The 21086-nt window shown below is 69.3% G+C and carries 22 protein-coding genes; 9 read left to right on the top strand and 13 right to left on the bottom strand.

The features are described from left to right. Positions 1 to 7: 7 nt before the first annotated feature. The gene (locus AB0D57_RS28945; protein ID WP_362079197.1) at positions 8 to 1546 is read right to left on the bottom strand and encodes an AMP-binding protein; all 1539 of its coding nucleotides are present in this window, start codon (positions 1544 to 1546) and stop codon (positions 8 to 10) included. Between the two features lie 85 nt (positions 1547 to 1631). Between AB0D57_RS28945 and AB0D57_RS28940 the strand changes: the two genes are divergently transcribed. The 3 genes from AB0D57_RS28940 to AB0D57_RS28930 all read left to right on the top strand — a co-directional run bounded on the left by AB0D57_RS28940 (position 1632) and on the right by AB0D57_RS28930 (position 4175). Next, positions 1632 to 2630, top strand: coding sequence for a ferredoxin--NADP reductase (locus tag AB0D57_RS28940; RefSeq protein WP_362079194.1), 999 nt, complete (start codon positions 1632 to 1634; stop codon positions 2628 to 2630). Between the two features lie 101 nt (positions 2631 to 2731). Beyond that, positions 2732 to 3457, top strand: coding sequence for an enoyl-CoA hydratase/isomerase family protein (locus AB0D57_RS28935; protein ID WP_362079191.1), 726 nt, complete (start codon positions 2732 to 2734; stop codon positions 3455 to 3457). Then, a complete protein-coding gene (locus AB0D57_RS28930; RefSeq protein ID WP_362079188.1) occupies positions 3447 to 4175 on the top strand; it encodes an alpha/beta hydrolase fold domain-containing protein in 729 nt (242 codons plus the stop codon). Before AB0D57_RS28935 ends, AB0D57_RS28930 begins: the two co-directional genes overlap by 11 nt. Here AB0D57_RS28930 and AB0D57_RS28925 read toward each other — a convergent pair. The 11 genes from AB0D57_RS28925 to AB0D57_RS28875 all read right to left on the bottom strand — a co-directional run bounded on the left by AB0D57_RS28925 (position 4129) and on the right by AB0D57_RS28875 (position 15143). Continuing rightward, on the bottom strand, positions 4129 to 4695 hold the full coding sequence (locus AB0D57_RS28925; RefSeq protein ID WP_362079185.1) for a TetR/AcrR family transcriptional regulator: 567 nt from the start codon (positions 4693 to 4695) through the stop codon (positions 4129 to 4131). The two genes, AB0D57_RS28930 and AB0D57_RS28925, sit on opposite strands and share 47 nt — an antisense overlap. A gap of 114 nt (positions 4696 to 4809) precedes the next feature. Beyond that, entirely contained in the window at positions 4810 to 5628 is an 819-nt protein-coding gene (locus tag AB0D57_RS28920) for an NAD(P)-dependent oxidoreductase (protein ID WP_362079182.1), read from the bottom strand. After that, positions 5628 to 6170, bottom strand: coding sequence for a DoxX family protein (locus AB0D57_RS28915; protein WP_362079179.1), 543 nt, complete (start codon positions 6168 to 6170; stop codon positions 5628 to 5630). The genes AB0D57_RS28920 and AB0D57_RS28915 overlap by 1 nt, the downstream gene beginning before the upstream one ends. After that, positions 6167 to 7066: an alpha/beta hydrolase gene (locus AB0D57_RS28910; protein WP_362079176.1), complete on the bottom strand. Its 900-nt coding sequence runs from the start codon at positions 7064 to 7066 to the stop codon at positions 6167 to 6169. The genes AB0D57_RS28915 and AB0D57_RS28910 overlap by 4 nt, the downstream gene beginning before the upstream one ends. Continuing rightward, complete coding sequence (locus tag AB0D57_RS28905) at positions 7063 to 8724, bottom strand: OB-fold domain-containing protein (RefSeq protein WP_362079173.1); 1662 nt, start codon at positions 8722 to 8724, stop codon at positions 7063 to 7065. The genes AB0D57_RS28910 and AB0D57_RS28905 overlap by 4 nt, the downstream gene beginning before the upstream one ends. Before the next feature lie 32 nt (positions 8725 to 8756). Next, positions 8757 to 10127: a cytochrome P450 gene (locus tag AB0D57_RS28900; RefSeq protein WP_362079170.1), complete on the bottom strand. Its 1371-nt coding sequence runs from the start codon at positions 10125 to 10127 to the stop codon at positions 8757 to 8759. Between the two features lie 15 nt (positions 10128 to 10142). Continuing rightward, on the bottom strand, positions 10143 to 10334 hold the full coding sequence (locus tag AB0D57_RS28895) for a ferredoxin (RefSeq protein ID WP_362079167.1): 192 nt from the start codon (positions 10332 to 10334) through the stop codon (positions 10143 to 10145). Between the two features lie 41 nt (positions 10335 to 10375). Next, entirely contained in the window at positions 10376 to 11737 is a 1362-nt protein-coding gene (locus AB0D57_RS28890; protein ID WP_362079164.1) for an ABC transporter substrate-binding protein, read from the bottom strand. 36 nt (positions 11738 to 11773) lie between these two features. Next, positions 11774 to 12979: a CoA transferase gene (locus tag AB0D57_RS28885; protein ID WP_362079161.1), complete on the bottom strand. Its 1206-nt coding sequence runs from the start codon at positions 12977 to 12979 to the stop codon at positions 11774 to 11776. Further along, complete coding sequence (locus AB0D57_RS28880; protein WP_362079158.1) at positions 12976 to 14412, bottom strand: aldehyde dehydrogenase family protein; 1437 nt, start codon at positions 14410 to 14412, stop codon at positions 12976 to 12978. The genes AB0D57_RS28885 and AB0D57_RS28880 overlap by 4 nt, the downstream gene beginning before the upstream one ends. Beyond that, positions 14409 to 15143 (bottom strand): SDR family oxidoreductase, encoded by a 735-nt coding sequence (locus AB0D57_RS28875; RefSeq protein ID WP_362079155.1) that lies wholly within the window; start codon positions 15141 to 15143, stop codon positions 14409 to 14411. The genes AB0D57_RS28880 and AB0D57_RS28875 overlap by 4 nt, the downstream gene beginning before the upstream one ends. A gap of 228 nt (positions 15144 to 15371) precedes the next feature. On the opposite strand from AB0D57_RS28875, the gene AB0D57_RS28870 reads away from it, so the two are divergent. The 6 genes from AB0D57_RS28870 to AB0D57_RS28845 are packed head-to-tail and all read left to right on the top strand — an operon-like array spanning position 15372 to position 20221. Next, a complete protein-coding gene (locus tag AB0D57_RS28870) occupies positions 15372 to 16178 on the top strand; it encodes a TauD/TfdA family dioxygenase (protein WP_362079152.1) in 807 nt (268 codons plus the stop codon). Next, complete coding sequence (locus AB0D57_RS28865; RefSeq protein ID WP_362079149.1) at positions 16175 to 16879, top strand: SDR family NAD(P)-dependent oxidoreductase; 705 nt, start codon at positions 16175 to 16177, stop codon at positions 16877 to 16879. The genes AB0D57_RS28870 and AB0D57_RS28865 overlap by 4 nt, the downstream gene beginning before the upstream one ends. Then, positions 16876 to 17406, top strand: coding sequence for a carboxymuconolactone decarboxylase family protein (locus AB0D57_RS28860; RefSeq protein WP_362079146.1), 531 nt, complete (start codon positions 16876 to 16878; stop codon positions 17404 to 17406). The genes AB0D57_RS28865 and AB0D57_RS28860 overlap by 4 nt, the downstream gene beginning before the upstream one ends. 34 nt (positions 17407 to 17440) lie before the next feature. Then, complete coding sequence (locus AB0D57_RS28855; RefSeq protein WP_362079143.1) at positions 17441 to 18703, top strand: aromatic ring-hydroxylating dioxygenase subunit alpha; 1263 nt, start codon at positions 17441 to 17443, stop codon at positions 18701 to 18703. After that, positions 18690 to 19010 (top strand): hypothetical protein, encoded by a 321-nt coding sequence (locus AB0D57_RS28850; protein ID WP_362079140.1) that lies wholly within the window; start codon positions 18690 to 18692, stop codon positions 19008 to 19010. Before AB0D57_RS28855 ends, AB0D57_RS28850 begins: the two co-directional genes overlap by 14 nt. A gap of 2 nt (positions 19011 to 19012) precedes the next feature. Beyond that, on the top strand, positions 19013 to 20221 hold the full coding sequence (locus tag AB0D57_RS28845; RefSeq protein WP_362079137.1) for an amidohydrolase family protein: 1209 nt from the start codon (positions 19013 to 19015) through the stop codon (positions 20219 to 20221). A gap of 56 nt (positions 20222 to 20277) precedes the next feature. On the opposite strand, the gene AB0D57_RS28840 is transcribed toward AB0D57_RS28845, so the two are convergent. After that, positions 20278 to 21069, bottom strand: a complete 792-nt coding sequence (locus AB0D57_RS28840; RefSeq protein WP_362079134.1) for an enoyl-CoA hydratase — start codon at positions 21067 to 21069, stop codon at positions 20278 to 20280. Positions 21070 to 21086: the final 17 nt, after the last annotated feature.

Raw genomic sequence — 21086 nt, 5'->3', positions numbered from 1 at the left:
CCTATTCTCAACTTTCATGTACTGCAATGTCCCGACGGAGAACGAGCTTCTGGACCTTGCCGCTCGCCGTCCGCGGGAACTCTTCGAGGACACTCAGCTCCTCCGGCCACTTCTGCCGGGCCAGCCCCACCAGGTCGAGGTGGGCGCGCATCTCGTCGAGCGTGGGCGCGAGATGACCGGGCTTCAGCCGGACGAACGCCGCCGCGTGCTCACCCAGTCGCGCGTCGGGAGCGGCCACGACAGCGGCCTCAGCGACGGCCGACAGGGCGAGCAGCGCCTCCTCGACCTCCAGCGCGCCGATGTTCTCGCCGCCGCGGATGATGATGTCGGCCTTGCGGTCGGTGATGGTGAGATAGCCGTCCTCGTCGATCACGCCGATGTCACCGGTGCGGTACCAGCCCTCCTCGTCGAAGGCGCGCTCGGTCAGTGCCGGATCGGTGTAACCGAGGCACAGATCGGGCCCACGGCTGAGGATTTCGCCGTCCTCGGCCAGCCGGATCTCCGCTCCGGGCAGGACGTCCCCGTCGGTGTGGAGCCGCTTGCGCTCGGGCGCGGTGTGCCGGGAGCCCGTGATCGAGGGGTGCTCCGTGCTGCCGTACGAGCGGAAGACCGTGATGCCGAGCTCCGCCAGGCGGGTGGTGACCGCGGCCGGGACCGCCGCCCCGCCCAGGCCCGCGTACTTCATGTGCGCCAGATGCCGGGGTGTGAAGTCGGGATGGTCGAGGAGGCTCGTCATGTAGTACGCCGCTCCGCCCCCTACGGTGAGTCCGTCACGCCCCATCAACTCCAGCGCCCGGCCGGGGTCCCAGGTGTCGGCGAGGTGCACCGGGGAGCCGTCGCGGACGGGGATGAGGAAGGCGTTCACCATCCCGATGAAGTGCCCGACGGGAGCCGAGGTGAGTTGGCGGCCACGGTCGGGCGGGTAGAGCCCGGCAAGTTGGCGTGTCTCGAAGCCGAGCGTCTGGTGCGAGTGCACGACACCTTTGGGATCGCGCGTGGTGCCGGAGGTGAACGCGATCAGGGCGGGCCCCGCGGGGTCCGTCGCGAGGACGCCGGTCAGCGGGTCGTCGGCGAGCAGGTCGTCGAAGTCCCGCCCCACCACGCCGACCACGGGCACCTCGGCACACAGGTCCGCCTGGTGTTCCATCCGGCCGAAGCGCGCGGCCGTGACGAAGACGCGCGGCGCGACCGCGTCGAGGATGTATCCGACTTCCTTGCGGCCGTAGAAGTGGACGATCGGCACCACGACCGCACCGAGGAAGGCCGACGCCCAGAACACCGCCGCGGCCTCCATCCAGTTGGGCAGCTGGAACGCGACGACGTCACCGGGGCCGACACCTCGGGCCCGCAGTCCGGCGGCGAGCCTCCGGGCGACCCGCTCGACGTCCCCGAAGGTCCCCTCCCAGGGCCGCACGTCCGAATGCACGCGGAACTCGACGTCGGGAGCGGCGACCAGACCGGACGCCAGCAGATCCCCGATCGTCTCCCGAGTCCACCAGCCCTCGGCCTCGTACCGCTTGATCAGCTCGGCGGGCATCGATCGCATGATGAGAACCCCTCCTCGACACGAGAGCGCGAAACCGCGAGTCCGAGAATTGCACTCTCGCAGAGTGAGAAGCTAAATTCCATACATGGTACGAGACCACGGCTTCCACCCGGTCCGGATCAAGCGGATCGTCCAGGAGACAGCCGACACGCGCACATACGTGCTCGACGCCCCGTTCCCCTACCGAGCCGGGCAGTTCGTGACGGTCAGGGCCTGCGGCACCCTGCGCAGCTACTCGATGTCGAGTTCCCCGGACACCGACGCCGAGTTGATGACGACGGTGAAGCGCGTCCCCGGCGGCCTGGTGTCGAACTGGATGCACGACCATCTCGAACCCGGCGACGTCATCGAAACCACGACTCCCGCCGGGGTCTTCTGTCTGCGCGAGAGCGGCACACCACTGGTCGCGTTCTGCGGCGGCAGCGGCGTCACACCGATCCTGTCGCTCACCAAGTCCGCGCTGGCGACGACGAGTCGGCGGGTGCGCGTCCTGTCGGCCGACCGGGACGCCGGCTCGATCATCTTCGGGTCCGCGCTGGCCGAGCTCTCCGAGCGGCACCCGGACCGGTTCGAGATCCGCCACCACCTGGACGACCAGGGGGGATTCGTCGCCGAGGCGCAGGTACGCGAGTTCACCGGCGGCGACCTGGACGCGGATTTCTATCTCTGTGGACCCGCGCCCTTCATGGACCTGGTCGAGCGTGCCCTGCTCGCCCACGGCGTCGACGGCGCCCAGATCTTCGCCGAGCGTTTCACGCCCACGACCGAAGCAAGCGCCCCAGGAGGTCGCACCACGAACGCGGAGAAGGACGGCACGGTCAGCATCGTCCTCGCCGGCAAACGGCGCACGGTCCCGCAACACCCCTGCGAGACCCTCCTGGAGAGCGCGCGTCGGGCCGGCCTCTTCCCGCCCTTCTCCTGCGAGTCGGGCAACTGCGGCACCTGCATCGCGCACGTCACCGAGGGGGAGGCCAAGATGCGCGTGAACAACGCGCTCGACGACGACGAGGTCACCGAGGGCTGGGTCCTCACCTGCCAGGGCGAACCCGTGAGCGCCCACATCACCGTCGTCTACGAGAACTGACGGGCACGAGAACCGACGGCCATCGGTCTGGACTGCCGCACTCGGCGAGAATAGAATATGCGCTTTACGAGAAGCGCAATCTCCCCACCAGAGAAGCAGGCATGGTAGATCTTGAAGTGGACCGAGGCCTGGCGGTCATCACCATCGACCGCCCGCACGCCCGCAACGCCATCGCGCCGACGACCATGGACGAGCTGGACAAGTCCATCGACGCAGCCACGGACGCGGACGCCCGAGCCCTGGTCATCAAGGGCGCGGGCGAGCGCGCGTTCGTGTCGGGCGGCGACCTGAAGGAACTGGCCGCGATCCGCACCGAGGACGAGGCGACGGCCATGGCCCTGCGCATGCGGGGAATCTGCGACCGGCTCGCGAACTTCCCCGGCCCGGTGATCGCCGCTCTGAACGGCCATGCCCTGGGCGGCGGGGCCGAGGTCGCCATGGCCGCCGACCTGCGCATCGCCGCGGACGACATCAAGATCGGCTTCACCCAGGTGAACCTGGCGATCATGCCCGCGTGGGGTGGCGCCGAGCGTCTCGCCGCACTGGTCGGCAGGGGGCGGGCTCTGCTGCTCGCGGCCTCCGGAACCGTGCTCGGCGCGGCGGAGGCCGAGCGGCTCGGGCTGGTGGACCGGGTGCTGCCGCGGGCCGACTTCGACCAGGGCTGGCGCGCCCTGGCCAGGTCCCTCGCCACCGTCCCGGCGCGGGAGATCAAGTACGTCATGAGTGGCGCCGTACCGGGAGCGGAGGCGGCGCGTGCCTTCGCCCGCCTGTGGGTGGCCGACGAACACTGGCAAGCGGTGGAGAAGGTGATGTCCCGTGACAAGTGACGTCCGGGTGGAAACGAGCCCCGTCGGTCCGATCGTGCGTCCGCCCGGCAACGCCGAAGGGGTCATCCTCTATCTGCACGGCGACCGGCACCTCTCGTGCCGTCCGCAGGCGGCTCTCGACCTGGCCGAACGCCTCGCCGCGTGGACGGACACCGTCGTGGTCTGCTCCCGCTACGGGTCCACCTTCCCGGCCGCGCTCGACGACGTCCACGCCGCTTACGACCACTGCGAGGCCAGAGGGCCGGTGACGGTGGCGGGCGAGCGGCTGGGTGCCGGGCTCGCCGCCGCCCTGCTGGTGCGGCTGCGCGACCTCGGCGCCCCGCCGCCCCGGTGCGGGGTGCTGAACTCGGCGCTGCTCGACATGACCCTGGACGCCCCGAGCCTGCTGCTCAACTCGGCGGCCGACCCCACCTTCGACGTCCGCGAACTGCGGCGCCGGGTCGCGCACTTCGCCGCCGGCACCGCGCCGACCGACCCACTGCTCAGTCCACTCCACGCCAACCTGCACGGACTGCCCCCGGTCCAGCTCCTGGCGGCGGGTACGGATCCCCTGCTGGACGACTCTCTGGGATTCGCCGCCCGCGCGGCCCACTCCGGCGTGACGGTGGACCTGCGCATCCGGCCCGACGCCGTGAGCCTCTACCCCGAAACCGTGGCCGTGATGGCCGACTTCATACGGGCGTGGACCCCAGCAGGACGGAGAGCACGTCCCGCATGATCTCGGGGTAGTCGTCCTGCTCTCCGTCCAGCAGCCACTGCTGCTGCATGCCGTCGAGCATCGCCAGCATGGCCCGGGCCGCGGCCCGCGGGGCCAGACCGCTGGGCAGGCGGTCCCCGTATCGCTCGGTGAGCCGCTTGACCATCTGTTCCTGCAGGGACTCGTAGTGGTCGTGCAGGTAGTGCTGCGCCGGATCGACGCCGGTCATCCCGTCGGCCAGCATCACGCTGTGGACCTGGGCCAGGCAGGGATACGTGTGGTCATAGGCGACGACCTCGGCGAACAGACCCGGCCAGTCGTCCTGGTCGTCGCGGCCGACCAGATGCTCGCGGTTGAGGTCCTCACGGAATCGCAGGAGCGCCAGGAAGAGCTTCTTCTTGCTCGGAAAGTAGTGGAGCACGCCCTGCCGGGTCAGCCCCACGCACTCGGCGACCGCGTCGATCGAGGTCCCCCGATAGCCACGGTCCGCGAACACCCGCAGGGCCGCCTCAAGGATTTCCTCGCGCCGAGCGTGTGTCATCCCGTCCCCCTCCCGCGACGTCATCCCGTCCCCGTCCCGCGACGGACCGTACCGACGTAACACTACGTTTGCCGTCGCCGACAGGGGAGACCTCGAACACCTGCCGTTCGGCGCTCAGCGCCGGTGCTCGATGAGGGCGAGGGTGGCGTCCGCGGCCTCCAGCACGATGCCCGTCGAGGCCTTGGCCGCGTCGGCCAGATCGGCCACCAGCCGGACGTCCTTGCGCAGCAACGGTCCGGCCTGCGACGCGATGCGGTCCAGCGTCCCGCCTGCGGCCGCGATCCGGCCCAGCGCGAAGCTCGATCCACTGCCGTGGGCCATCACCTCGGCGAGGCCGACGGGGTCGACGTCGAATTCCTTGCCGAGCGCGAGCGCGGCCGCGGCGGTCGCGAGGTTGGCCGTGAACAGAACGTTGTTGAGGAGCTTGGTGAGTTGCCCGGAGCCCAGCGGGCCCATGTGGACGACGGGATCGCCGTACGTCTCGAACACCCGGCGGCAGAATCTGACCGTGCCGGACTCGCCGCCGACCATCACCAGCAGGCGGCCCTGGGCCGCCGCCCGGCCGCCGCCGCTCACGGGCGCGTCGATCAGCGCGACGCCGCATGCCCGGGCCCGTGCGGCGAGGCGGTGGCAGGTTTCGGGGTGGACGGTGCTGTGCACGGCGATCACACCGCCCTGCCGCAGCCCCGCCAGCACGCCGTGGTCCCCGGCGACGACCTCCTCGACGTCCGCGTCGTCGCCGACGCACACGCAGACGAGGTCGCTGGCGGTGGCCAGTTCGGCGGGTGAGGCGGCCCGCTTCGCGGGAGTGTCGTCGAACGGGGTGAGCGAGGCGGGCCGGCGGGCCCACAGGGTCGTCGCAAAGCCCGCGTCGACGATCCGGCGTGCCATGGGGGCACCCTGGCTGCCGAGGCCGATGAATCCGACGCGCATCAGCGGGCCTCCTGCTCGGCCGGCTCCGGCACGGATGGTGCCTCGGTTGCCGGTTCCGGGCGCCAGAACACCGCGAGCAGGCCTGCCGTCGCCGCCACGGCCACCCCGAGGGCGATGCCACCGCCGGCCCAGCCGGTCACGTCGATGTCGCCCGCGTGGTCCACGGACAGCCGCCCGGGGCCCAGTACGGCCAGGGCCAGCGCGACCACCGCCAGCACGAGGACGTACTCGTACCCCTCTTTGAAGACGAAGAAGCCGTTCGGCCGGTGCGCGAGGATTCCCGCGACCAGCATCACCGAGATGACCGCCGCGCAGGCCAGCGGTGTGAGCAGTCCGGCGATCAGCAGGAGGCCCGCGCCCACTTCGGTGACGACGCTCATCCACGCCTGCAGCGTTCCGTGCCGCAGACCGAGGCCGGAGAACCAGCGGGCGGTGCCCTCGATCCGGCCACCGCCCCGCCAGTGGTTGAGCCCGTGCGCGATCATGACGATGCCCAGAACCACCCGTACCAGCAGCAGCGCTCCCACCTCGGCGTCGCTCAACTCGCCCTCCCAGGCCGTTGTTGTACCGCGCTCGCGCGAGCCAGCACGCACTCCTCGACGAACGACAGGATCTTGAGGTGGTACGCCATGGCCGTCAGCCCGATGCTCAAGTTGTGGCCGCCGTCCGCCTGTTCGTCGACGACGACCCGGGGCGAGGCGGTGAACATGGACGCGACGTCGGCCAGTGCCGAGGGACCGGGCCGCCACACCCGCTCGTACTCGCCGAGCGTGTAGTGCACGGGCACGCGCACCTGCGCGGCGAGCCCTGGGAAGTCGACCGTCCAGTTCCTCGCGACGACGCCTTCGTAAGCGGGCGAGGGGGACACGATACGAGCCCCACCGACGACGTCGGACGCATAGAGGTGGTCCGGCTGCCAGATCAGGTCGCGCACCCCGCGGCCCGACCGCCTCGGCCAGTCGTCCTCCCGCCGCCACGCCCCCATGATGTCCACCGCGTCGTCGTGGTGGTGCCGCCCGGTGCCGGCGATCTCCACGCCGAGCAGTTCGCTCCCCCGCGGGTCACCGGCCATGCGCAGCGCCAGTTCGCAGCCGATGGAGTGCGCGAGCAGGAAGACGCCCTCCCCTCGCGGGCGGGCGGCGAGCAGCCGGTCCACCGTCGCGTAGGCGAGATCGACCCGCCGCTCGACGGGCGCCAACTCCTCGGCGTACGGGGCGGAACTGCCGTATCCGGGCCGGTCGGGCGCGACGACGGTGAACCCGAGCGCCGCACCGGTCCGCAGCAGCGACAGGGGCGGTCTGCCCGGATAGTCGAAGTAGGTCGAGTTCGCGGCTCCACCATGCAGGGCCACGACGACGGCCCGTGGCTGTCGCGCCTCTTGAAGCAGCGCCGATACGGGGATGCCGTCGACGTCGACGACGCGGGAGACGCCACTCACGTGTCCGCCCGGAGAAGCAGCACACCGCTCGGGGTGAGTCCGCCGCTGCTCGCGACGGCGACCCGGGCGCCCGGCACCTGTCGGGCGCCGCCCTCGCCGCGCAGCTGCACCACGGCCTCGTGGACGAGACCCATGCCGTGGGTGCGGCCGTGCGACAGCTGGCCGCCGTGGGTGTTCAGTGGCAGTGGTCCGTCCCTGGCGATGTTCTTGCCCCCGTCGAGGAAGTCCCTGGCCTCACCGATGCCGCAGAAGCCGAGCGCCTCGATCCAGGAGAGACAGTTGAAGGTGAATCCGTCGTAGAGCTCGGCCACATCCACGTCAACGGGGCGCAGCGACGTACGTGTCCACAGGTGCGCGGACTGTCCGAGCACCTGCGGTTCATGGGTCAGGGTGCTCTGGTCCCATTCCAGCCGCTCCATGATCTGGGTGCCGACGGCTTCCACCAGGATGGGCGGCTTGGCCAGGTCCCGTGCGGCGTCCACGGCCGACACGATCACGGCGACCGCTCCGTCGCAGGGCACGTCGCAGTCGTACAGCCCGAACGGCGTGGTGACCGTCCTGGCCGACAGGTAGTCGTCCATCGTCATCGGCTCGCGGTAGATCGCTGTGGGGTCGAGCCCGGCGTTCGCCCGCTGGTTGAGCGCGATCCAGCCGAGCGTCTCGCGCATGGTGCCGTAGTGGTGGAAGTGGCGCTGCGCGTTCTGGGCCAGGGTGTGCGCCGCCGAAACCGCACCGAAGGGCTTCTGCCAGCCCGTGACCGTGCTGCCCGCGGGCTGAGCGATCCGGCCGCGGCGCACCAGTTCGCCGTACGTGGCCTCCCACACCGTACGGAAGCACAGCACATGCCGGGCCAGTCCGCCCGCGACCGCCAGCATCGCCGCGATGAGCGAGCCGCCCGGACCGAAGGTCTCGGCACCGCTGTTGAACCAGGTGGGCCTGATCCCGAGGGCGTCCTCCAGTGCGGTGATCCCCCCTTCGGCGAATCCGCCGTACGCCCCGGCGCCCGGGTAGGTCGCCAGGCCGTCGATGTCGTCGACGGTGAGGCCGGCGTCCGCGACGGCGCTCGCGCAGGCCCGTGCGGTCAGCGACAGCGGCGGGACCATCAGGCGGCGCCCGATCTCCGACATGCCGATACCGCTGATCGCGACCTTGTCCTCGAACTTCTCGGGGGTGGCCATCGGGCGTACGTGGCGCCGCAGTCGGTCGGGTTCCAGCTCGTCCGAGGGCAGCGGAGCCGGGGGGCCCTGCTCGGGCGCGGGGCGGAAGAAGGGGAGCCAGACGTCCTCGACGGGTTCGAAGACGACCTCCATCCGCATGCCGAGTTCGAGCTCGCCAGGGTCGCATTCGACGAGGTTGGTGGTGAGCCGGACCCGGGTGTCCTCCTCGATGGCGACCTGCGCCACGACGTAGGGCGCGGGCAGGCCGGGCATGCTGAACCGGTGGTTGACGGTGAACCCGATCAGGGTCGCGTACCCCGAGACCGCCCGCACCCCGGTCTCGTGCCCCCGGCAGTACCTGCAGACCGGCTGCGGTGGGTGCAACAGGGCCGCGCAGGACGCGCACTCCGTCAGGCGCAACCGGCCGTCCGCGCCGGAGGTCCAGAAGAACTCGTTCTCCTCCGTGATCACCGGCAGCGGACGTCCCATGGGTCCGGTCACATCCTCTCCTCACTCCTTACGGGCCCCGAAGATCAGCGTTCGATCCTCGCCCGGTCCTTGCGTACCGTGACCGGCTCGGCGAGCCGCTGTTCGTCGCACACTTTCTGGAGGATCTCCAGGGTCTCCTCAAGGCCGGCACCGAGCCTGCGGCCCGGTGTGAAGGTCGCCGGGAGGTGCTGCATGCCCTGGATGACGCCGATCGTTTCGTAGTGCACCGCGCCCTCGGGGTCGCAGTGGAAGTCCGGCATCCGGTCGAGTACGTGAGTGACCATCCGCTTGAACACCGTGCGCGCCACGTTCGAGCCGATGCAGCGGTGGATGCCGAGGCCGAAGCTGCTGTGCCGGTTGCCCTTGCGCTCCAGGTCGACGGAGTGGGGGTCCGGGAAGACCGAAGGGTCGCGGTTCGCCATCGCCCAGGACAGCCAGAGCCGCTCGCCCTCCTTGAACTGTGTACCGGCGATCTCGCAGTCGGCGGAGAACGTGCGCCCGTCGCCCGGCGCCGGCGTGTAGTAGCGCAGGAACTCCTCGGTCGCGGAGTCCAGCAGCTTGCCGCGCTCCCGGCTGAGACGGTCCCGCTCGGCCGGGTTCTCCGAGAGCCACTCCAGCGCGTGCGCGGTGAGCGCCGTCGTGGTGTCGAAGCCGCCACCGATCAACAGGGCCAGTACGCCCAGGAGTTCGTCGTCAGACGGATTCTGGCCGTTGATCTCCGCGCGGACGAGGGCGTCCACCAGGCCCGGTCGCGGATTCTGCCGGATCTCCGCGATGGTCATGGCCAGGTCCATCCCCATCGCTCGTTGCAGTTCGAGGACGCGCGCCTGGCCGGGCGAGTTCGGGGGTGTGTAGACCGAGGCGTGCGCCGCCTCGTTGTAGAGGGTCCACTTCTTGACCGGGATGCCCATCATGGCCAGCGTGAGCACGGCCGGGACTATATTGGCGAGGTCGTCGACGAAGTCGATCCGCCCTTCCTCGATCCTCTCGTCGAGGCAGGCCCGCACCACTTCGTCGATCAGCGGAATCCAGCGGCTGATGGCGGCCGGGGACAGATACGGGTTGAGTGTCTGGCGGTAGTAGCGCTGCTCGGGCGGATCCATCTCCAGGAAGCCGCCCCTGGCGGCCTTCGCCCGCGGCGGCGGAGGGATGGTGATGCCCTGGTATCCGCGCCGCTCGCCCTTCACATCGTGGTCGTTGGACAGGAACTCGGCGGCCCTGGCCAGGTCGAAGACCTCACGGTTGCCACTGGCGACCCAGTGGCCGCCGTAGGTGTCCGACCAGGCGACGGGGCACTTGGACTGCAACTCCTGGGTGATCGCCTGGAATTGGTGACGGTACTCGGGAGTGTGCCGGTCGAAGTGCACCGGGTTCTTCTTGCGGTCGTCGTCGTTGACGGAGTCGTCCGTGGTCATCGGATTCTGCTCCCCTCAGGAGATGAAGATCGCTCGCTCGGGGCAGGACCGGACCGCCTCGACGGCCTCGTCCTGCTGATCGTCCGAGACCTCTTCCTTGATCACCGACGAGTGACCGTCGACCTCGCTGAGTTCGAAGATGTCCGGAGCCCGCATGGCGCAGAGCGTGTGCCCCTGGCAGCGCTCGGGGTCCACCCGTACCTTCACGTCGCTTCCTTCCTGCCGCGGGGACAGCTACTTGAGATCCGCTATTTGAGATCCGCCGGCGTTTTGCCGACGTCGGGCAAGGTCATGGGCTTGGGGTAGGCGCCCTTGAACTTGTAGGGGGTCACATTGCAGCGATAGGCGCCGGCGTCGGGCTTGAAGTCGGCGACGGTCCAGCCCTTGGCGGTCGCCTTGACCGGGTTGAAGCACTTGGGCGGCACGGTGGAGGACGACAGGTCGATCGGGGCCTGCAGGCCACCGCCGGTCCACGCGGTCTGCTTGCGCGCGTTGTCGTACGCGCACTTGCGGGTGAGCTCGGCGCAGTCGCCGGCGGCCGAAGCGAACAGCAGCCAGCTGGAGAAGGCCTTCAGTGCCGGCAGCGTGACATGGGCGTCGGGGGCGTACTTCTTGAAGAGGTCCTCGACCATCTTGGTCGCCGGGTTGTCGGAGGCGTCCTCCAGCGGAGCGAAGCCGCCGAGGTCGGCGAAGTTGGCCTGCTTCGCGAGCGCGGGACCGGCCAGCTGGAGGAAGGCGGGGCCATAGGCGTTGCTGTTGGCGTCGATCCAGTCAGGTGCGTACCCGATGTTGGTGAGTACTTGTTCCAGCTTGGCCAGACTGGCGAAGTCGCCGAGGAAGACCAGTCCCTTGACCTTCTTGTTCTTGATGGCCTGGGCGTACGGCGTCCAGTCGGACACACCCTGGGCCGGATACAGGTCCGAGTAGGTGATCTTGCCGCCCGCCGCGGTCAGCGTCTCCTTGTCCTGCTCGGTGATGACCTTGACGACCGGGGAGTCTCCGGCGATGACGCCGATGCTGCTCGCCGACGCCGGGTACGCCTCCTTGACCAGCCAGGAGTAGTAGCCCCCGTAGGGCGAGTAACCGGTTGCGGCACCCTGGACGGTCACCTGAAGGTCCGATCCGATGGCCTGGCTGGTCTGGGCGGGGAACTCGGGGAGAAGGCAGTTCAGCCTGTCCTTGACGCCCATGCCGTCGAGCGCGGCGCCGCCGCCGACGAGCGCGAAGTCCGACCGGCAGGCCTCGATCATCCGCTGGCGGACCTCCATGTACTTGGAGTCATGGGTGACGGGGACGAGCTTGCGGCCGTTGATACCGCCCGCGTCGTTGCACCAGGAGGTGAACACCTTGGCCGCATTGACGAATTCGGCGTTCTTGGTGAAGCCGACGTCGCTGAAGACGCCGACCTTGATCTCGGAGTCGGTGACTCCCTGGGAGGTGGAGGCCTTGGGGCTGCCGGAGTGGCAGACGTTCTTGAGCGTGCCGAAGTCGGCCTGGGCGGCGGAGTCGGACGCCGACGGGGAAGGCTTGCCGTCGCTCGGCGTGGTGGTGGAACGGGCGGAACACCCGGCCAGGGCCAGGACGAGCGCGGCGATGAGCAAGCGCCTCATCGGTCCTCCTCGAGAGTCGTTCCCGAAGTGCAGTGATCAGGTGACCGCGCCCGCTTCTTTCAACTCGATGATGCGGGTCCAGTCCAGGCCCAGTTCCCTGAGGATTTCCTCGGTCTGGGCGGCGAACTCGGGCGCGGGCCCGAGCGGTGGTGCGGTGACGTCGAACTGCACGGGGCTGGCGGCGAGTTCGAGCTCGCCGGCCGGGAGCAGGTACTCGTTCGCCCTGATCTGCGCGTCGTCGCCCACCTGTAGGGAGTCCTGTATCGGGGCCCATGGCCCGGACAGGGTGGCGAAGCGTTCGGTCCACTCCGCGAGGGTGCGGGTGGCCAGCACCGCCCGCAGGATCTTGACGGCTTCCTCGGTGTGGGCGGCGATCAGCTCGGCCGTGCCGAAGCGGGGGTCGTCGGCCAGCTCCGGGTGGCCGATGTGGTGGCACACATCGGCCCAGAACTTGGCGGGTTGCAGCATCACGAAGGCCAGATAGCGCCCGTCGGCGGTGGGATACACACCCGACAGGGGGTTGGTCGGCGAGCCGTGGGCGCCCAGCGCCGGCGCCACGAAGGGTTGGCCGAGCCGCAGGGACAGCGCGACCGCGTGCCCCATGGCCCAGACGCCGCTGCCGAGCAGGGAGACGTCCACGACGGACGGTTCACCGGTGCGCTCGCGCCGGAGCAGCGCCGCCGCGATGCCCCCGGCGAGGTTGGTGCCGGAGATGGTGTCGCCGTACGCGGGTGCGGGCGGGCTGACCATTCCCTCCACGCCGGGCGGGGTGGCACTGGCCGCGGAGGATCCGCGGGCCCAGAAGGCGGTCATGTCGTATCCGCCCCGCTCCGCCTCGGGTCCGCGTGGACCGAGTGCGCTCCCCCGGGCGTAGATGATCCGGGGTTTCACCGCGCGGATGTCGTCCACGTCGATGCCGAGGCGCCGGCGGGCACCGGGCAGGAAGCTGGTCAGGAACACGTCCGCCCGGCGTACCAGGTCGAGCAGCACTTCCTTGCCCTCGGGACGCGCCATGTCGAGGCCGAGGCTGCGCTTGCCCCGGTTGGCGTGCTCGATGTTGGGGTTCGGGTCGCCCTCGACGCGCAGGGTGCCGGTCTGCCGCAGGCCGCGCTGCGGATCGCCGGTGACGGCGTGCTCGACCTTGATGACGTCCGCGCCCCAGTCGGCGAGCACGGCGCCCGCCGAGGGGACGAAGCCGTACATCGCGACCTCGAGGACGCGGATGCCTTCGAGCGGCCTCATGGGGTCACCGTCGCGAAGGCCTTGCGCTCCAGGAACTCCTCGAGGCCGGGGACGCCGCTCTCCCGGCCGACGCCCGACTGCTTGTATCCGCCGAAGGGCACGTCCTGGGAGAAGTAGTTGCCGCCGTTGATGCTGAACGTTCCGGTGCGGATCCTGCGCGCCACGGCGATCGCCCGCTCCTGGTCGCGGCTCTGCACCGCTCCGGAGAGGCCGAAGACCGAGTCGTTGGCGATGCGTACGGCGTCGTCCTCGTCGTCGTACGGGATGACGGCGAGCACGGGGCCGAAGACCTCGTCCTGCGCGATCTCACTGCTCGGGTCGACGCCGCTGAGCAGGGTCGGGGTGTAGAAGAAGCCGGGGTCGACCTTCTTGCCGCCGGTGACGAGTTTCGCGCCCGCGGCGACGGCCCGCTGGACCATGCCGTCGACCTTGTCGCGCTGCCGTGCGCTGATGAGGGGGCCCATGAAGGTCTTGGGGTCGGCGGGATCTCCGTACGACACCCGTTCGAGGCCGGCCGCGACCATCTCGACGATCGTGTCGTGGTGCTCCCTGGGCACGAGCAGCCGGGAGGTGAGGGCGCAGCCCTGCCCGGCGTGCGAGCAGATGGTGAAGGCCGCGAACATGGAGGCGGACTGGAAGTCGGCGTCGTCGAGGATGATCATGGCGGACTTGCCGCCGAGTTCCAGGAAGACCTTTTTCACGGTGGCGCTCGCGGCCTCCATGATCCGGCGGCCGGTGGCGGTGGAGCCGGTGAAGGTGATCATGTCGATGTCGGGGTGCTTGGTCAGCAGTTCACCGACGTCGGCACCGGAAGAGGTCAGGACGTTGACCACACCGGGCGGGAAGTCCGTGTGCTCGGCGATCAGTTCGCCGAGGGCGAGGGTGGTCAGCGGGGTGTCGGGGGCGCCCTTGAGGACGACCGTGCAGCCGGCGGCGAGCGCGGGGGCCAGCTTGGCCAGGGCGAGTTGGTTGGGGTAGTTGTACGGGATGATCGCGGCGACGACCCCGCCGGCCTCCTTCTCCACCCAGCGGTGATGACGCCGGCCCCTGATCTCGATGTCACCGAGGTCCTCGGTCAGGGGGTACTCGCGCAGCAGATCTGCGTAGTAGCGCACCAGCTTGACCGGCTCGTCGAGCTGAGGGCCGTGGGTGAGCATGCGGGGCGCGCCGACCTCGGCGATCGTCAGCTCACGCAACTCCTCCTTGTGCTCGTTGAGCACCCGGTCCAGCTGCTCGAGACAGCGCAGCCGCTGTGGCACGTCGGTGGACCAGTTCGTGGTGTCGAAGGCGCGGCGGGCGGCCGTGACGGCGGCCTCGGCCTGGGCGGCCGTGGCGTCCGGGGCCTGGTCGAGCACCTCACCGGTCGCGGGATTGAGCGAGGGGAAGGTCTTTTCGGCTTCGACGAGCTGTCCGTCGATGAGCAGGCGCTTCACAGCCGCACCAACTGTCCGCCGTCCACGCTGATGACCTGTCCGGTCAGCCAGCGCGCTTCGTCGGAGAGCAGGAAGAGGACCGCGGGAGCCAGGTCTTCGGGGGTGCCCATCCGCTTGATGGCCAGGCTCCGCGTCATCGCCTCCTGGTACTCCTTCGGCATGACGCTGCGGCTGGCGTCGGTGTCGGTGGGCCCCGGCGCGATCCCGTTGACCCGGATGTTCTTGTCGCCGAGCTCGGCGGCGAGCGAGGCGGTCAGGCTGTTGATGCCGGCCTTGGCCAGTCCGTAGTACCCGCCGCCCATCCACGCGGCCGTGGACGACTGGTTGACGATCACACCGCCCTCGGTCATGTGCGGGACGACCGCCCGGGTGCAGTGCAGCGCGCCCAGCAGGTTCACCTGGAGGAAGCGGTTGAGGTAGTCGAGGGGGACCGTGGTGAGGCCGTCGCGCCTCATGCTGTGGAAGATGGCCGCGTTGTTGACCAGGTAGTCGATGCGTCCGAACTCCGCCAGCGCGGCGGCGGCCATCGCCTCCGTCGACGCGGGGTCGGCCACATCCACCTTGACGAAGAGAGCCGGCTCTCCGAGCTCCTTGGCGACCCGCTCGCCCTGCTCCTCGTTGAGTTCGGCGATCACCACGCGCGCACCCTCGGCGACCAGCGCCCGGGCATAGCCCTCGCCGATCCCCTGCCCCGCGCCGGTAACGATCGCGACCTTGTCGTGGAACCGCATCCTGCCTCCTCGCTCGGATGTCGTGGAAACTACATTCTCAACCTACGCAAATCAATATTCCGGAAACGAGAACGTCATGGCGGATCTCAGCGGACCATCTCTGGCGCAAACCTGACCAATAGTCAGGGACAGGACACCGACACGGAGGGACCGAAGGCCCGCCGCCCCCGGCCTTCCGGAAGCCCAACCGGCGAGAATACTATTCTCGCATCCGGAAGGGAGATTTTCATGATCGCAACGAAGGCCCTCAGCCCGAGTCTGGGCGTAGAGGTCACCGGCGTCGGCCATCTGCTCGACGATCAAGTGATCAGCCGGTGCTTGGAGGCGCTCCAGTGGCGCGGCGTCCTGGTCATTCGCGGACTGCACCTCGACGACGAAGGCCAACTGGCCTTCAGCCGCAGGCTGGGCGAGGTCTTCGCGGTGCGCGGGAGGGAGATCTTCACCGTCTCGCTCGACCCGGCCAAGAACCCCATGGCCGAGTACCTCAAGGGGACGTTCCACTGGCACATCGACGGCACCACCGACGACGTACCGACCCGGACCACCACCCTGACCGCGCGGCACGTCGCCATGACCGGCGGCGGGACCGAGTTCGCCAGCACCTACGCGGCGTACGAGAACCTGCCGGAGCCGGACCGCAAGCAGTATGCGAACCTTCGCGTGCTGCACAGCTTCGAGGCCGCCCAGCGACTGCTGCATGCCGAGCCGAGCGAGGAACTGATCGCGAGTTGGCGCCGTGTTCCCACCCATGAGACGCCACTGGTCTGGCAGCGTCGGGACGGCCGCCGTTCCCTGGCGATCGGCGCGACGGCCGACCACATCGTCGGCATGGAGCCCACCGAGAGCCGCAAACTCCTCGACCAGTTGCTGGAGTGGACCACTCAGGAGCGTTTCCGCTACACCCATGACTGGCAGGTGGGTGATCTGGTGGTGTGGGACAACACGGGCCTGCTGCACCGGGCGCTGCCGTACGGCGCCGACTCGGAGCGCACCCTGCACCGCACCACCATCGTCGGCGACGAGGAGCTGTCATGAGGACGGCGGTCGTCACCGGCGGCGGTTCCGGTATCGGTCTGGCCATCGCGGAACGGCTGAGCAAGGACGGCTACCAGGTCGCCGCGCTCGACCTCAACCCACCGGACACCGGCCTCGCCCCGGCCACCGACGTCTGCGACCGGGCCCAGGTGGACGCGGCCCTGGCCGCCGTCAGGGACCGGCTGGGGCCGGTCACGATCCTGGTCAACGCGGCCGGGACGGACGGGTTCCGGCGCTTCACCGATCTCACCTTCGCGGCCTGGCAGCGGGTGATCGACGTCAATCTCAACGGCGTCTTCCACTGTGTGCAGGCCACCCTCCCCGACATGCTGGACGCGGGCTGGGGACGGATCGTCAACATCTCCTCCTCCAGCGCGCAGTCGGGACAGCCCTTCATGACGCACTACGTGGCGGCCAAGTCGGCGGTCAACGGACTGACGAAGGCGCTGGCGCTGGAGCTGGGCCCGCACGGCGTCACCGTCAACGCGGTGCCACCCGGATTCATCGACACCCCGATGCTGCGCAGGGCCGAGGAGCGCGACCAGATCGGCGGGACGATCGAGAAGCACATCCAGCGCACTCCGGTACGCCGGGTCGGCCGCCCGGAGGACATCGCCGCGGCCTGCGCGTTCCTGGTGTCGGAGGAGGCCGGATACATCACGGGCCAGATCCTGGGCGTGAACGGGGGCCGCAACACGTGAACCGTATCTCTCCCCTTCCCTACGCCGAGTGGGACACCGAGGCGATGGCGGCGGTCGCACGCTGGCGCACTGTGCCGCCGCCCAACGTGCTGGGTCTGTTCGCCCGGCATCAGGAGCTGGCCACGGCGTTCCTCGGCTTCAACAGGTATCTCCTGGGCGGCGGTTCGACGCTGCCACCACGCACACGCGAGCTGGCCATCCTGCGGGTGGCCTGGCGCCGACGCTGCCAGTACGAGTGGGCGCAGCACGTGCGGATCGCGCGGAAGGCCGGCGTCACCGACGAGGAGATCGACGCGATCCGCGCCGGGATCCCGACCCCGATCACCAGGGCCGTGGACGAACTCGAGGCGGACTCCGGCCTGTCCGACGACACCTACGCGGCGCTCGCCGCCGAGCTGGACGACCGCCAGCTCATGGATCTCGTCTTCACGGTCGGCACGTACGGCGTCGTGGCCATGGCCCTGAACACCTTCGAGGTCGAGCTCGATCCCGGCCTCCCTGCGGAGAACTTCACTAGCCCCGAATGAGAATGCTATTCTCATTCTCGAAAGGGGGACATCCATGCCGCATTTCGCGAAGCCCGAGGCTGGGAGCTGGACCGAGCAATACCCCGAACTGGGCACAAGTCCCGTGAACTACGAGGACTCGATCGATCCCGCGTACTACGAGGCCGAGCGGGCGGCCATCTTCAAGCGGACCTGGCTGAACGTCGGCCGGATCGAACAGGTACCGAAGACCGGCAGCTTCTTCACCAGGGAACTGGCCGCCGCCGACACGTCACTGATCATCGTCCGCGGCCGGGACCAGCAGGTCCGCGCCTTCCACAACGTCTGCCGCCACCGCGGCAACAAGCTCGTGTGGAACGACTTCCCCGGCGAGGAGGTCAAGGGCACCTGCCGCCAGTTCACCTGCAAGTACCACGCCTGGCGCTACGACCTCACCGGCAAGCTCACCTTCGTCCAGCAGGAGGGCGAGTTCTTCGGCCTCGACAAGGACGACTACGGCCTCAAGGAAGTCGCCTGCGACGTCTGGGAGGGGTTCGTCTTCGTCAACCTCGACCCGCAGCAGACCCTGTCCGAGTACCTCGGCGACATGGCCAAGGGCCTGCAGGGCTATCCCTTCCACGAGATGACCGAGGTCTTCTCCTACAAGGCCGAGGTCGGCAGCAACTGGAAGCTGTTCATCGACGCTTTCGCCGAGTTCTACCACGCACCCGTCCTGCACCAGAAGCAGGCCACCAAGAAAGAAGCCGAGAAGCTCCTCGGCTACGGCTTCGAGGCCCTGCACTACGAGCTCCACAGCCCCCACTCGATGATCTCCTCCTGGGGAGGCATGGCACCCCCCAAGGACCCCTCGATGGTCAAACCCATCGAACGGGAGCTGCGCAGCGGCCTGTTCGGCCCCTGGGACCGCCCCGACATCGAAGGCCTCGACACTCTCCCGCCGGGCCTCAACCCCGCCCACCACAAGGCCTGGGGCACCGACTCCTTCGTCCTGTTCCCCAACTTCATGCTGCTCATCTGGGCACCCGGCTGGTACCTCACGTACCACTACTGGCCCACCGCTGTCGACCGCCACCTCTTCGAGGCCGGCCTCTACTTCGTCCCCGCGAAGACGGCCCGCGAGCGACTCGCCCAGGAACTCACCGCCGTGACCTTCAAGGAGTACGCCCTCCAGGACGCCAACACCCTGGAGGCGACACAGACGATGCTCAAGGGCCGCTACGTCACCGACTTCCCGCTCAACGACCAGGAGATCCTCCTGCGCCATCTGCACAAGGTGGTCCGGGACTACGTCAAGGAGCACGCCGATGCTGCCGACTGAGTTCGCCGAACTGGAGCCCTACAGCGCGTGGGTCCTGGGCAGCGAACGAGAGCGATACGCCAAGCGCCTCGCCAGCTCCATGGAGGACATGCAGGCCTTCTACGACACCGCGTTCCCGCTCCTGGACCGCGCCACGGCGCACCTCGACACGTTCCCGCTCGACGACCTGCCCGAGCCGGAACGCAACCTGATGCTGCTCATGTTCTCCCTCGTCATGGTGTCGTTCCCCGTCGAGGTGTGGAAGCAGCCCCGCGTCCCCGACTCGGGCGCGGCCTACCTCGACGTCATCGCCGAACCCCAGGTCTGAGGATGCTCACCCTCAAGGCCGCCCGTGTCCTGCACGTCGAGACGGGGGAGATCGAGGAACCGGGTCTGGTCGGCGTCGACGGCGACCGCATCACCTACGGCGCCGAAGGCGACGTCCTGGATCTGGGCGACGTCACCCTGCTGCCGGGCCTGATGGACATGGAGGTCAACCTCCTCATGGGGGGCCGGGGAGAGACCGCCCATCTCTCCCCCGTCCAGGACGATCCGCCGCTGCGCATGCTCCGCGGAGTGGCCAACGCACGCCGGACGCTGCGTGCGGGGTTCACCACCGTCAGAAACCTCGGCCTGTTCGTGAAGACCGGCGGCTATCTGCTGGACGTCGCGCTGGCCAAGGCCATCGACGCCGGCTGGATCGACGGCCCGCGCATCGTCCCGGCCGGACACGCGATCACTCCGACCGGAGGGCATCTGGACCCCACGATGTTCGCCGCGTACGCCCCCGGCATCATGCCCCTCTCCCTGGAGGAGGGCATCGCCAACGGCGTCGACGAGGTGCGCAAGGCCGTCCGCTACCAGATCAAGTACGGCGCACAGCTGATCAAGGTCTGTGCGTCGGGCGGGGTGATGTCGCACACGGGCACCGCGGGCGCGCAGCACTACTCCGACGAGGAGTTGCGGGCCATCGTGGACGAGGCCCACCGGCGCGGACTGAAGGTCGCGGCGCACACCCATGGCGCCGCAGCCGTCCGGGCCGCCGTGGAGGCCGGCATCGACTGCATCGAGCACGGCTTCCTCCTCGACGACGAGACCATCGAGCTGATGGCCTCGCGCGGCACCTTCCTTGTCGCGACCACCGCCTTGATCGACGGAATGGACCTGTCGAAGGCTCCGCCCGAACTGCGGGCCAAAGCGGGCGAGATCTTCCCTCAGGCCCGGACGGTGGTCGCCAGGGCCGTCAAGGCGGGCGTCCGGATCGCGGTCGGCACCGACGCGCCGGCGATCCCGCACGGCCGCGGCGCCCAGGAACTCCTCGCGCTGGTCGAGCGCGGGATGACGCCACTGGAGGTGCTCCGGGCGGCGACCGTCACCGCGGCCGAGCTGATCGACGCGGAGGACCGCGGGCGGATCGCCGAGGGGCTGCTCGCCGACCTGATCGCCGTGCGCGGCAACCCACTTGAGGACATGTCGGTGATGGCCGACGTCCGTTTCGTGATGAAGGGAGGGAAGGTCTTCCGTCACGAGCGCGGTTGAGGAGGGGCTCACTTGAGGGGCGGGGGCGCAATCCCCGCCCCTCAAGTGAGCCGCGTTCACTGCGCCTTGATGCGCTCCTTCATCTCCTCCAGCCGGGTGAGGATCGGATACCCGCCCACGCTCAGCGCGTTCCCGTGCCCGGTCTGGTGGATGTCGAACACCGACTGGACGGCCGCGTAGAAGCCCTGCACGTCCAGGGTCTGGTTCACGGCCCGCTTGGCCTGGCGCAGCGCGAAGGGGTGCATACGGGCGATCTGCCCGGCCAACTCCATGGCGGCGGAGTCCAGTTCGTCGAGCGGCACGACACGGTTGACCATGCCGACCTGCTCCGCCTCCGCGGCGGTGACGGCCCGCCCGGTGAACAGGATCTCCTTCGCCTTGCGCGGACCGAGCTCCCAGGTGTGGCCGTGGTATTCCACTCCCCCGATCCCCATGTGCACCACCGGGTCGGAGAACTCCGCGTTCTGCGCCGCCACGATCAGATCGCAGGGCCAGCACAGCATGAGCCCGCCCGCGATGCACTTGCCCTGCACCGCGGCGATCGACGGCTTGGGCACATTGCGCCAGCGCAGGGTGTACTCCAGATACCGGCGCGCCTCGGCCGTGTAGATCCACTCCAGGGTGATCTCCTTCGGGGCCGGCCAGCGGTCCTTCAGGTCGTGCCCGGCCGAGAAGTGCCGCCCGTTGCCCCGCAGCACTATGACGCGTACGTCGTCGTCGGCCGCGGCCCGGGTCCAGGCCGCGTCCAGGTCGTCGAGGAGCCCCATGGTCTGGGCGTTGGCGACCTCGGGCCGGTTGAGCGTGATGACCGCCACCCGGTCCTCGACCTCGTACAGAATCTGGTCCATCCGCGTTCTCCTCGGTT

Origin of the sequence: Streptomyces sp. NPDC048275 (genome assembly GCF_040652275.1) — a bacterium.
Classification (GTDB): Bacteria; Actinomycetota; Actinomycetes; order Streptomycetales; family Streptomycetaceae; genus Streptomyces.
The sequence above is the reverse complement of the archived record's forward strand: the minus strand, read 5'-3'. Positions and strand labels throughout refer to the sequence as shown.